Below are 12,683 nucleotides of genomic sequence, written 5' to 3'. Positions count from 1 at the left end.
TCTCATTAGGTTGAACGCATTTGCTTATTTATCTTTGCAAACTGAAAAAAGAAAATTTAAATTATGATTAAAAAAATTGTTTTAAGCGTATTCGCCATCGCACTTATGGTTGCGTGTTCAAAGTCTGATGATTCTGGATCTGGATCACAATCTGATGGTTTTGATAGACAAGCCATGTTGACCAATTGGGCAGATAATATTATCATTCCAGCTTTTCAGGATTTAAATTCGAAATTATTGACTTTAAAAACCGATAAGGATACGTTTTTGGCGACTCCCAATCTAACCAATCTAGATGTGCTTAGAGCGTCTTGGTTAGAGGCTTATAAAACTTGGCAGTATGTGGAAATGTTTGATATTGGTAAAGCAGAAGAGCTTAACTATGCAGATCAAATGAATATTTACCCAACAAGCGTTACACTTATTCAAAATAACATCACGACAGGAGAATATGATCTATCAAATCCAAATCTTAATGCTGCGGTTGGTTTTCCAGCTGTAGATTATATGTTATATGGGCTTGCAAATAATAATACAGATATACTAACCACGTACAATAATGCTGCAAATGCACAGTATTTATCAGATTTGGTTGATCAAATGCAATCATTAACTGCTATAGTATTAAATGATTGGACAACAGGTTATAGAAATGTTTTTGTAAATAGCACAGCAAATACAGCTACGAGTTCTACAAATAAATTGACTAACGATTTTATCTATTATTACGAAAAAGGATTAAGAGCTAATAAATTCGGTATTCCTGCTGGAGTGTTTTCAACAACCACATTCAATGACAAGGTTGAAGCATTTTATAATAAAGAAGTATCTAAGGTTTTGTCTCAAGAAGCACTAAAAGCTGTTCAGAATTTTTTTGTTGGTATATCCTACAACACATCCGTAAATGGAGATAGTTTTAGTTCGTATTTAAACTATTTGAATACTATTAAAAATGGGGAAGATTTGAATGAGTTGATCAATAACCAATTCAATATTGCAGAAGGGAAAATTCAGCAATTAGATAATAATTTTTCTCAACAGGTTGAAACAGATAATACTAAAATGCTCCAAACTTATGATGAACTTCAAAAAGCAGTAGTGCTTTTAAAAGTAGATATGGTTCAAGCAATGAACATCAGTGTTGATTTTATTGACGCAGATGGAGACTAGTAAAGGTTAACATAATACACCTGAGATTCTTTAGTGATAACATTCGCTAAAGAATCTTTTTTTTAAATGACTATTAAAATCAAAACATATTTAAACAAAACTACAAATGCTGCGCCTCTTGCAGTATTTCGCATCTGTTTTGGTTTAATGATGTGTTTTAGTCTTATTAGATTTTGGTACCATGGCTGGATAGAAAAATTATACATTCAACCAAAATTCCATTTTAAATATTATGGTTTTGAATGGATCAAATCTTTAGGAGATTATAATTATCTACTCTTTTTTTTCTGCGGAATCGCTGCGCTTTTCGTCGCATTGGGGTTTAAATATAAAATAGCCATTATCGCTTTCTTCTTAAGTTTTACTTACATCGAACTTATAGATAAAACCACTTATCTCAACCATTATTATTTTATAAGCGTACTTAGTTTTTTAATGATTTTTCTACCTGCCAACGCAAGGTTTTCAGTAGATAATATACTTCGGAAGAAAAGCTACCAAAATATCCCAAATTGGACGATAGATAGCATAAAATTACTTTTAAGTATTGTTTATATCTACGCAGGTATTGCAAAAATAAACAGTGATTGGTTATTAAAAGCAATGCCCTTAAAAATCTGGTTGCCTTCTAAATATGACCTACCAATAATTGGGAGTAACATAATGCAACAAGATTGGTTTCATTTCGCGATGAGCTGGTCTGGTATGTTGTACGATCTCACCATTCCGTTTTTATTATTATATAAACGCACTCGTGTTTTTGCTTTTGTTTTAGTGGTTATTTTCCATGTGTTTACGCGTGTTTTGTTTTCAATTGGGATGTTTCCATATATTATGATTGTGGCGACCTTGATCTTTTTTGATGCCAGCGTTCATGAAAAAATAATTGTTATAATCAAACGTGTTATTAAACCTTTCCGAAGAAAAATAAAAGCATTCCAAACAATTGAAACCTATAAATATTCAAACAGAAAGCTCTTAATCCCAATTGTCGCTGTATTTTTCGCATTTCAAATCCTATTTCCCTTTCGATACCTATTTTACAAAAACGAGTTATTTTGGACAGAAGAAGGCTACAGACTATCGTGGAGAGTGATGCTCATGGAGAAAGCAGGCTTGGCAACGTTTAAGGTCGTTAATTCAAAAACAGGATCGTATTTTTACGTGCAAAACTCAGATTTTTTATCAGCTTTTCAAGAAAAGCAAATGAGTTTTCAACCCGATTTTATATTAGAATATGCTCATTTTTTGGGCGATCATTTCACAGCACAAGGTCATGAGAACGTACAGGTTTTTGTAGATAGTTACGTAGCGTTAAACGGAAGATTGAGCAAGCAGTACGTTGATCCAACCGTAGATTTATACCAAGAAAAAGAATCATTCAAACCCAAAGATTGGATATTACCATTTAAAGATGACATTAAAGGATTTTAAATTAATTATAGCGTTTATTTTATTCAGTTTACCAATTTTAGGTCAGACCAAAGTTTCGGGTTATATCACAAACGGTACAAACAATGAAGTCATCCCAAATGTTCAAATATTTGATAAAGTTTCGGGATTATTGACAACTTCAGATCGTAATGGATTTTATGAATTTTCTACTGAAAAATCACAATTAACGTTAGTATTTTACATTTCAGAATTTGAAATATTAGAATTAGATCAAACTCTTGAAAAGGATACCGCACTTAATGTCAATTTATTGCCTTTACAAGAAGACCTTTCAGAAATAATAATTAGCGCAAGACGAGCAAAAGTTTTTGAGCTCAATAGATTAAAGGATGTTGATGAAACCGCTATTTATGCAGGTAAAAAAACAGAGGTTGTGCTCGTGGATCAATCTATGGCAAATTTGGCAACTAACAATGCGCGCCAAATTTACAGCCAAGTTGCAGGTTTGAATATCTTTCAAAATGATGATGCAGGTTTGCAACTCAATATTGGAGGTCGAGGTCTGGATCCAAATCGAACTGCAAATTTTAATACCAGACAAAATGGTTATGACATTAGTGCAGATGTTTTGGGATATCCTGAAAGTTATTACACACCAGCAGCCGAAGGTTTAAAAGAGATTCAAGTAATTAGAGGCGCTGCATCTCTGCAGTATGGAACGCAGTTTGGCGGACTCATAAACTTTAAAACAAAAGATCCAAACCCAAATACACCCATTGAGTTGATTACGAGAAATACAGTGGGAAGTTTTGGTTTGTACACCAATTTCACGAGCCTCAGCGGTACAAAAGATAAATTTAGTTATTATACGTATTTCAATTATAAAAACGGGGATGGGTTTAGACCAAATTCTCAGTTTGAATCCAAAAATGTTTTTGCACATTTAGGTTACAAATTCAATGAAAAAACGAATATTTCAGCAGAGTTTACACATTTATATTACCTTGCTCAACAAGGTGGTGGATTGACTGATGCGCAATTTAACCAAGATGCTTTTCAAAGTAATAGATCGCGTAATTGGTTTAAGGTCAATTGGTTATTGTATAATTTAAAATTGAGCCATAAATTTTCAGAAAAAACGAACTTCACATTTAATGCTTTTGGACTTAACGCATCACGTGATGCGCTTGGGTTTAGAACCAATCGCGTGGATCAAATTGACCCAAATAACGAGCGTGATTTGATAAAAGGTGATTTTAAAAATTATGGTGCCGAAGCACGTTTACTGAGTAAATATAAATTCTTCGGAAAAGAAGCCACTTTCCTAATTGGTTCTAAATTTTACAAAGCGAATAACAACGAACAGCAAGGTCCAGGCTCTGATGGAAGTGGTCCGGATTTTGAATTCTATAATGATCAATTTCCAAATTATCCATCGCAGTCAAAATTTGATTTTCCAAATTTGAACGTCGCTGTATTTGGTGAAAACATCTTTTACATCAATGATAAATTCTCTGTAACGCCAGGTTTTCGATTTGAATATATAAAAACCGAGAGCGATGGTTTTTTCAAGCGCATAAATACAGACGCAGCAGGCAATGTCATTTTTGAGGAAACGATTGAAGACAATCGTGATTTTGAACGCAATTTTGTGTTATTGGGTGTCGGGTTAAGTTACAAACCAACAACAGCTCTAGAAATTTATGGAAATATATCCCAGAATTACCGCTCGGTCACATTCTCAGATATCAACATCAATAATCCCGCTTTTGCAGTAAATCCCAATATTACAGATGAAGATGGTTTTACCGCCGATTTAGGTTTTAGAGGCAATTATAAAAATTTGATTTCCTACGATTTAGGCGCTTTCGCGTTGTTTTATAACGGAAGAATCGGTTTTATACAAAAAGAATTTGATGATGGAAGAATTATAAGCGAACGTGGAAATGTTGGTGATGCAAGAATTCTTGGTATCGAATCTTTGGTAGATTTCAATTTGAAGAAAATCTTAAAAATGAATAACGATTTCAGCTTTAACTATTTTGTAAATGCATCATTTATTTCTTCGGAATATACCCAATCGCAACAATTGGGAGTAGAAGGCAACGAAGTAGAATTTGTGCCAGATGCAAATATAAAAACCGGACTTCGATTTGGGTATAAAAATCTTCAGGCAAGCGCACAATATTCTTATTTGGGGCGTCAGTTTACAGATGCTACAAATTCTCAAGACGCTAATTTGAGTGGTGTGATTGGTGCGATACCTCAATATGATATTTTAGATGTATCATTATCTTATACTTACAAGCGTTTCAAATTAGAAACAGGAATCAATAACATATTGGACGAAACCTATTTTACCCGTCGTGCGACCGGTTATCCTGGACCTGGAATTATTCCATCAGCTCCCAGAAATTATTATGCGACTTTACAAATTAAGATTTAATAGAGTGTTTACTTAATTCTTTTAATTATGTTGTATCTTTGTGCGCAATTAATTCTAATTGCATCATGACAGCACACGAAAATAAAATTGTTGGAGAAGGTCTCACTTATGACGACGTACTTTTGGTTCCAGCATTTTCTGAAGTTTTACCAAGAGAGGTAAACATCCAAACAAAATTCACACGTAACATAACTATAAATATCCCTGTGGTTTCCGCAGCTATGGATACAGTTACCGAGAGTAAAATGGCAATTGCCATGGCTCAAGAAGGCGGTATTGGCGTGCTTCACAAAAATATGACGATAGAGCAGCAAGCCGAAAAAGTACGCAGAGTAAAACGTGCTGAAAGCGGTATGATTATAGATCCCGTAACGTTGCCAATGACTGCAAAGGTGAGCGATGCTAAAAAATCTATGGCAGAGCATGGTATTGGTGGAATCCCGATTGTTGATGATAATGGTCTTCTAAAAGGAATCGTTACCAATCGTGATTTGCGATTTGAACATGAAAATAATAGACCGATTGTAGAGGTAATGACTTCGGAAAATTTAGTTACCTCAAAAGCAGGCACGTCTTTAAAGGATGCAGAGAAGATCCTTCAGCAAAATAAAATTGAAAAATTATTGATTGTTGATGACAACTACAAATTGGTAGGACTCATCACGTTTAGAGATATTACAAAGGTCACACAAAAGCCAAACGCCAACAAAGATACCTACGGAAGACTTCGAGTTGCAGCTGCTATTGGAGTAACTGGAGATGCAGTCGAAAGAGCTTCAGCACTTGTTAATGCAGGTGTTGATGCTGTAATTATTGATACAGCTCACGGTCATACCAAAGGTGTGGTGATGGTACTAAAAGACATTAAAAAGAAATTCCCAAAATTAGATGTGATTGTTGGTAATATTGCCACAGCAGAAGCTGCAAAATATTTGGTCGAGGCTGGTGCAGATGCAGTAAAAGTTGGTATTGGACCAGGTTCTATTTGTACGACTAGAGTTGTTGCAGGAGTTGGTTTTCCGCAGTTTTCCGCAGTATTGGAAGTCGCAGCAGCAATAAAAGGTTCTGGAGTGCCAGTCATTGCAGATGGTGGAATTCGTTACACTGGTGACATCCCAAAAGCGATTGCAGCAGGAGCAGATTCTGTGATGTTGGGATCTCTATTGGCAGGTACGAAGGAAAGTCCGGGAGAAACGATTATTTACGAAGGACGGAAATTCAAATCGTATCGAGGTATGGGATCTGTTGAAGCGATGAAACAGGGCAGTAAAGATCGTTACTTCCAGGATGTAGAAGATGATATCAAAAAATTAGTGCCAGAAGGCATTGTTGGTCGTGTGCCATATAAAGGTGATTTGGTAGAGAGTATCCATCAATTTATTGGCGGACTTCGTGCAGGAATGGGTTATTGTGGAGCAAAGGATGTGGCGACTTTAAAAGAAACAGGTCGTTTTGTAAAGATTACAGCTTCAGGGATTAATGAAAGTCATCCTCATGATGTTACGATTACCAAAGAATCTCCAAATTATTCTAGGTAGATATTAGTTTTGATAAATTAAAAGAAAGCTGGACTAATTTAAGTTCAGCTTTTTTATTTTGTTATTGAGATCCCTATGTTTTACTAAAATTTATAATGAAATAATTGGTACGAATTTCAAGTTTCGATAGACATCGTTATGGATTCTAGATAGGTAAGTTTTTGAAAAAATTTGATTAATTAAACAATTTAGAGAGGTTTTATTTTTGGGTGTTCGTTTAACGATTTTGTGTATGGTTAGTTGCGTGTTTCAGTAACTAATTTAGTAAAAATTACCGACCAAGAAAGTCCGCGAGGACTTTCGTAAGTAGGCAATAAGCCAGCAATAAATCATATACGGTGTTGTGTACAGTTTTTACTTATGATGCATTATTATGATTAGTTTACAATTCCAAAGCAGCTTTAATTATAACCATTATTTGCAAAGCTATATTTTCCATACCATAATCTCCGGGATGGATTCCAATGCCACCAGATTTCCATTTACTTTTATCTCCAGGGTAATCCAATTCATTTTTTGAATAATTTTCCTTTTCTAATAATACTAAATGAGATAAATCTGCAATAAAGCTGTTAGTCTTTAGTGCAACATTATTGATAACTTTATTTTTTTCTAACGAAGGAAAGAATGGCGTAGTACAAACAACAATAGGTTTATTGTTAGCTTTAACATAATTAATTAATTTAATATACTTTTGCTCAAAGAGAATTGGTGTTTTGATTGAGTCAAAAGACACATTTTCACCTAATTGGAAAATAATAACATCAGGTTTATAACCTTTTAAACTATCCATTTTTTTATAATTAAAAGTGTCAAAATTTCTTTCAAAACTTGCACCACCTGCAATTCTCATTGAAACTTTTCTTTCTGGCATTAAATCTGTTGTTTTTTTTAATATTATATGTACATAATCATTTCTGATATTACTTGCAGCCATTCCACTCTCATGTGTCCAACCAATTGTTTCCGAAATCCCATGATTTGTAATGCTATTTCCAATAACCAAAATTTTAAATAGTTTTCCGTCGTTTGTATTAATAGTATCTTTAAATGCTGCCATTTCAACTTTGTTCATTGGACTTAATTGTTTTTCAATATCAGAGTTTTCTTGGCAAATTAATAGACCATGAAATAGAAGTATAAAAATTATTATAATTAGTTTTTTCATATTATTTTTTTAATTGTAAACAATGCTCTGATAAAAAATCGTTTCAATGTTTTTTATCAATTGTTAAACGAAGTTCGTTTATTTTCTTGACAAAGTCAAATTGTATAATATTAGACGTTTGATACTAAAAATTAATTTTAATAGTTTGCTCAAATTATTGCATCCCACCACTTTCAAAGTCCTCATAACCCAACATATCATCAATAGTATTAACTGTCACACTATGATAGTTAGGTCTAGATTTTTTGTAAATAGCTAAAGCTTCATCCACTTTATCTGCACGCTTAAATGCCTTAAATAAAGTAGATACATACCAACGTCTCCCAACATGTATTAAGAAGTCTTCAATTTTTTGATCCACATTATTGCCATGATAATCATGGTTTATGGCTTGCTCGTACCAAACCATGGCGATATGTGAGTTTGTCGAGTTCGTAAAATTAAAAGCCTCATCTAATCTTGCTAAATCATCTGTAGTTATGGTTTCTGGGAAATTTCGAATAAAATGTACCCATTCTTGAGTCGTCCAATCTTTTGTTTTCGAAATGTCAATAGATTTGGTGTCTAAAAATTCTTTTAGCGTTTGTTCTGCATTTTCAAATTTATTGGATACAATTATTGCTTGGTTTGATGGGATACCTGGCTCGTAAACCCACTCTTTGACCTTAAAGTCAATGTTGTTAGGCTCTAGCAGGTTGGTGTTTAGATAGTCAACAAACTCTTCCGTAGTAACTGTAGAAAAGGCATTGGTTTTAAAATATTTTTTTAAGAAGGCATCAAATTTTTCCCTTCCAACTTTTTCTTCTAAAGTTCTTAAAAACAGATAGCCTTTATCATAGGCAATACTGTTCATGCCATCATCGGGATTTTTACCATCTAAATCCAATTTAAGTTTTGTCATATCAGGTTCATCCTTAAAGCCCTCAACTTCTTCTTCCAGATCTTGCCTCCCAATTAAAGCAATCATATTGGCGCGATCTTTTCCGTAGAGCGCTTCCATGATTCTAATTTCAAAATAGACCGTAAAGCCTTCGTTAAGCCAAAAGTCGTTCCAGGTGGCATTGGTCACCAAATTCCCAGACCAAGAATGTGCAAGTTCGTGTGCAATAAGCGACGTCAAACTTTTATCTCCTGCAATAACGGTAGGTGTTGCAAAGGTTAAACGCGGATTTTCCATACCACCAAACGGAAAACTTGGCGGTAAAACAATCACATCAAATTGATCCCAATCGTAATCGCCATATAAATTTTCAGCAGCAGCAACCATTTTTTCCATATCGCTAAATTCGGTTTGTGCCTTATCAATCATGGATTTCTCAGCATATACACCTGTGCGGTTACTCACTGCTTTATATTCAAAATCTCCAACAGCCAACGCAATGAGGTATGGCGAAATAGGCTGTTGCATCTTGAAATTATAAATCCCGTCACTTGATTTTTGCTTCGGGTTCTCTGCACTCATCACAGCCATGAGCTGTTGAGGTACTTTTACTTTTGCAGTATAGGTGATGCGAATTTGTGGACTATCTTGAATAGGAATCCACGTGCGTGTCAAAATCGCCTGACCTTGGGTGAATAAAAACGGATTGGTCTTATCTGCGGTTTGCTGCGGGTTGAGCCATTGCAAAGCCTCGGTTTTATGGGTTGTTTTATAGGCGATTGTTATGGTTTTTGTGTCTTCGGAAATTGGAATGCGTAAAGCTTCTCCCAATTGTTCATCAAATGCGTCTAACTTGAAGTCAACATTTTTTCCGTCTGCCTTGGTACTGATAATGTCTAGAAATTTGGTGTCCAAGACGATTTCCGAAGCATTATTGTTTGAAATTTGATAGGTTGCGGTACCTTCAATAATCTCTTGTTCAAAATCGACAACGATATCCAAATCCAAATGGGTAATTACGGAGTTGTTAGGTTTTGCGAAAGAGTGTGTTTCTTCAACATATTTAGGTGTTGTGCTCATATTCTTTTTTTCGGATTCGCAGTTAAAAATGAGAATAACGAGTAGGTATAAAAATGTGTGTTTTTTCATAAAAGTTTTATTCATTGTATAATTCTCCACGATGTGGTTTTAGGGCATCTCTAACAGGTTTCATTTCATCGTCTGTAACCACCATAAACGCGATGCTATGTGCATCACTAAGTTGTTGAAATCCTGTAATGTTGAGGTTTGTTTTTCTTATAACGATAAATTCCTTGAGATGTTTTTCATGGTGCTCAGCGATTTTTAGGGCATCAGGTCCTCTAAAATCCCAGATTAGTTTAAGTTTACGCATGGGCGACAGAAGTTCCTTTTTCTACAAAATTTTTAAAATCCTGCATGTATTTTAATGACTGTTTTTTAAAAGCTTTTGGCATTATAAAAAGCATGCAGCGCATCATGAAATTTAAAGGAAAGAACTCACTAACAGAAATCCATTTTGTGAATCCGTCACTGGTTTTTTCAAAATAGTTTTTTTGGACGTTATGCATGGACTTTGTGGTGTAATTGGCATGAAATTCTTTAGGGAAGTTACGCTTGGTGATGGTTTCAATGACCTGCATTTTTCGGTTTCCTAATTTAAAGGTGAGTTGCATTTTGGCTCCTAATTGACCCAAATCTCCAGAGATATGGGCTACAGATACCAAACCGCGTTGCCAGTGTTTCATGTTTTCAACACTGTCCATTTTTTTTATACATTCTTCTAAGGGTGCATTTACCTTTATTTCGGTAGAATATTTCATTTTGATTTTGAGAGGGATTGTTCAAATTTAAAGATAGTTAATTTTTAAAAATAGTAATGTATTGAAAGTTCAAAAACCATAATATTAGTTGAGCGGTAAAAGATAAAGCAATACGATGCTTTTTCTTACACTAATTAGATTGTATTAACGTTTATTAAAACCAACTTGTTTTATATCCTAATTGTTTTATTTTTGCTGAAATTGGATATACCAAATCAATTTATAGTTTAACAAACATAATCACTTCAAACCTTCTTTTGGCATAGTGAGTGATTATACTGCAACAAAAAATATATAATATTATATGAAATCATTAATTACGACCCTTTGTCTTTTTGTCGCATTATGTGCACAAGCCCAGGTAAATGAAAAAGATGTTCTGTTTACTGTAGATGGAGATCCTGTATTGGCTTCAGAATTTGTTAGAGTGTACAACAAAAATTTAGATTTGGTAAAAGATGAGAGCCAAAAAGATGTTGATGCATATCTTGAGCTTTTTATCAATTATCAACTTAAGGTAAAAGAAGCACGTCGTTTGGGATTAGATGAAGATGCCAATTACTTAAGAGAATTTAATAACTATAAAAAGCAACTTACTAAAAACTATATGTCTGATAATAAAGTAACAGACGCTTTAGTGATAGAAGCTTATGATCGCACAACCAATGATGTCAAGGCATCTCATGTCTTAATTAGGTTAGATCCATCTGTTACAGATACACTTGCAGTTTATAACCAAATGTTGGAATTACGCGAGCGAGTGATAAAAGAAGGTTATGAGACCGTGCAAAAAGAGGTCCATGACGGTAAAACTATTTTTGCCGAAGATCTAGGTTACTTTGGTGGTTTTAAAATGGTTTATCCATTTGAAACTTCAGCTTTTAATACACCTGTTGGTGAGGTATCAATGCCTTTTAGAACACAATTTGGATATCACATTGTGAAGGTTTTTGATAAGAGAAAAGCTTTAGGTGAAGTTACCGTATCACACATTATGGTGTCTACGCAACAAAAGGATAGTACTGTTGATCCAGAAACACGTATCAATCAAATTTATAATAAGATTAATCAGGGAGAGAAGTTTGAGTCGCTTGCAAAGCAGTTTTCAGATGATAAGAGCTCTTCTAATAAGGGCGGAATGTTAGCGCCTTTTACTGGTGGACAATTACGTTCTAAAGAGTTTGAAAATGTTTCGTTCTCGCTTGATAATAAAGGAGATATTTCAACACCTTTTAAAACAGATTTTGGATGGCACATTGTTAAATTGGTTGATAAAAGAGGAGTGCAGCCATTTGAGGAAGTGAAAAATGAACTTCAAAATAGAGTAAAAAGAGATTCTCGATCTGCACTAATAAATTCTGCTTTAGTCAAGAAATTAATGGATAAGTATGAAGTTAAGGAAAATAAAGAAGGTCTAGCATATATTGAAAGCATTCTTAATGAAGACTATTTTAAGCAGTCATGGAAAACACCAGAGGATATTAAAAAGGGGACACTTATCTCAATAAGGGATACCAAAATAACATTTAAGGATTTTGCAGATTATCTTATGGCAACTGAGCGTAAATATATGAATAGGTCTGTCGATTTTAAATCTTTGGTCAAAACTGAATATGATGCATTTTTAGAAAAAAAGGTTTTGGAGTTCCATGAAAATAATCTCGAATTTGAAAACCAGGATTTTGCATTTGTGCTGAAGGAATATAGAGATGGATTACTATTATTTGATCTTATGGAAAAAGAAGTGTGGAATGCAGCTTCAAAAGATTCAGTAGGTTTAGAGAATTATTTTAAAAATAACGCTTCCAAATATGTTTGGAAAGATAGAGTAGAAGCTGTCATATTATCTTCAGCTTCAGAAAAAGCTATTGAAAAGGCTCAAAAGGATTTAGAGAAAAATAGTTCCGTAGAAAATATAGTGACAAGTTTAAATGAAGATAAAAACTTAAATGTTATTTCTACAGCAGATACTTACGAGAGAGGAAACCAAACCTTGCCAAACGATTTTGAATTTAAAGAAGGTGTCTCTGAAATTTATGAGCATAATGAGGCATATCACGTGATTTTGGTCAACACCTTTTTGCCAGCGCAACCTAAAACGTTGGATGAAGCTAGAGGCAGTGTGGTGAGTGATTACCAAAATGAAATTGAAGAAAACTGGGTAAAGACATTACGTGATCGTTTTAAGGTAAGTGTAGATAAGCAAACTCTAAAGCGTGTAAAAAAGCAACTTTCTAAATAATTA

The 12,683-nt window shown here is 34.1% G+C and carries 9 protein-coding genes; 5 read left to right on the top strand and 4 right to left on the bottom strand.

Features of this window, described 5'->3' with window-relative positions; genetic code table 11:
• Nucleotides 1-63: 63 nt before the first annotated feature.
• The 4 genes from GQ40_RS07285 (at nt 64) to guaB (ending at nt 6,549) form a co-directional block, all read left to right on the top strand.
• Nucleotides 64-1,170: an imelysin family protein gene (locus GQ40_RS07285; RefSeq protein ID WP_047547078.1), complete on the top strand. Its 1,107-nt coding sequence runs from the start codon at nt 64-66 to the stop codon at nt 1,168-1,170.
• A 66-nt stretch (nt 1,171-1,236) separates the two neighbouring features.
• The gene (locus GQ40_RS07280) at nt 1,237-2,604 is read left to right on the top strand and encodes an HTTM domain-containing protein (RefSeq protein WP_047547076.1); all 1,368 of its coding nucleotides are present in this window, start codon (nt 1,237-1,239) and stop codon (nt 2,602-2,604) included.
• On the top strand, nt 2,585-5,011 hold the full coding sequence (locus tag GQ40_RS07275; protein WP_052184180.1) for a TonB-dependent receptor domain-containing protein: 2,427 nt from the start codon (nt 2,585-2,587) through the stop codon (nt 5,009-5,011). Before GQ40_RS07280 ends, GQ40_RS07275 begins: the two co-directional genes overlap by 20 nt.
• A 65-nt stretch (nt 5,012-5,076) precedes the next feature.
• The gene (gene guaB, locus GQ40_RS07270; protein ID WP_047547074.1) at nt 5,077-6,549 is read left to right on the top strand and encodes an IMP dehydrogenase; all 1,473 of its coding nucleotides are present in this window, start codon (nt 5,077-5,079) and stop codon (nt 6,547-6,549) included.
• Nucleotides 6,550-6,931: 382 nt separating this feature from the next.
• Here the strand turns inward: guaB and GQ40_RS17095 are convergent, their stop codons facing one another.
• The 4 genes from GQ40_RS17095 to GQ40_RS07250 all read right to left on the bottom strand — a co-directional run bounded on the left by GQ40_RS17095 (nt 6,932) and on the right by GQ40_RS07250 (nt 10,438).
• Nucleotides 6,932-7,717, bottom strand: a complete 786-nt coding sequence (locus tag GQ40_RS17095; protein WP_052184179.1) for an SGNH/GDSL hydrolase family protein — start codon at nt 7,715-7,717, stop codon at nt 6,932-6,934.
• Nucleotides 7,718-7,871: 154 nt separating this feature from the next.
• Entirely contained in the window at nt 7,872-9,746 is a 1,875-nt protein-coding gene (locus tag GQ40_RS07260; RefSeq protein ID WP_047551641.1) for a M1 family metallopeptidase, read from the bottom strand.
• A gap of 7 nt (nt 9,747-9,753) precedes the next feature.
• Nucleotides 9,754-9,990 carry a hypothetical protein gene (locus GQ40_RS07255; protein WP_047547072.1) on the bottom strand — a complete coding sequence of 79 codons (237 nt, stop codon included), beginning with the start codon at nt 9,988-9,990 and terminating at the stop codon, nt 9,754-9,756.
• Nucleotides 9,983-10,438, bottom strand: coding sequence for an SRPBCC family protein (locus GQ40_RS07250; protein WP_047547070.1), 456 nt, complete (start codon nt 10,436-10,438; stop codon nt 9,983-9,985). The genes GQ40_RS07255 and GQ40_RS07250 overlap by 8 nt, the downstream gene beginning before the upstream one ends.
• Before the next feature lie 304 nt (nt 10,439-10,742).
• On the opposite strand from GQ40_RS07250, the gene GQ40_RS07245 reads away from it, so the two are divergent.
• On the top strand, nt 10,743-12,680 hold the full coding sequence (locus GQ40_RS07245) for a peptidylprolyl isomerase (RefSeq protein WP_047547068.1): 1,938 nt from the start codon (nt 10,743-10,745) through the stop codon (nt 12,678-12,680).
• The last annotated feature ends 3 nt before the right edge of the window (nt 12,681-12,683 follow it).

Origin of the sequence: Psychroserpens sp. Hel_I_66, from assembly GCF_000799465.1 — a bacterium.
Classification (GTDB): domain Bacteria; phylum Bacteroidota; class Bacteroidia; order Flavobacteriales; family Flavobacteriaceae; genus Psychroserpens.
The sequence above is the reverse complement of the archived record's forward strand: the minus strand, read 5'-3'. Positions and strand labels throughout refer to the sequence as shown.

What these genes read in the sequence shown, in the direction of transcription:
- GQ40_RS07285 (WP_047547078.1), top strand. Translation starts at nt 64, where the DNA reads ATGATTAAAAAAATTGTTTTAAGCGTATTCGCCATCGCACTTATGGTT.
- GQ40_RS07280 (WP_047547076.1), top strand. Translation starts at nt 1,237, where the DNA reads ATGACTATTAAAATCAAAACATATTTAAACAAAACTACAAATGCTGCG.
- GQ40_RS07275 (WP_052184180.1), top strand. Translation starts at nt 2,585, where the DNA reads ATGACATTAAAGGATTTTAAATTAATTATAGCGTTTATTTTATTCAGT.
- guaB (WP_047547074.1), top strand. Translation starts at nt 5,077, where the DNA reads ATGACAGCACACGAAAATAAAATTGTTGGAGAAGGTCTCACTTATGAC.
- GQ40_RS17095 (WP_052184179.1), bottom strand. Translation starts at nt 7,717, where the DNA reads ATGAAAAAACTAATTATAATAATTTTTATACTTCTATTTCATGGTCTA.
- GQ40_RS07260 (WP_047551641.1), bottom strand. Translation starts at nt 9,746, where the DNA reads ATGAAAAAACACACATTTTTATACCTACTCGTTATTCTCATTTTTAAC.
- GQ40_RS07255 (WP_047547072.1), bottom strand. Translation starts at nt 9,990, where the DNA reads ATGCGTAAACTTAAACTAATCTGGGATTTTAGAGGACCTGATGCCCTA.
- GQ40_RS07250 (WP_047547070.1), bottom strand. Translation starts at nt 10,438, where the DNA reads ATGAAATATTCTACCGAAATAAAGGTAAATGCACCCTTAGAAGAATGT.
- GQ40_RS07245 (WP_047547068.1), top strand. Translation starts at nt 10,743, where the DNA reads ATGAAATCATTAATTACGACCCTTTGTCTTTTTGTCGCATTATGTGCA.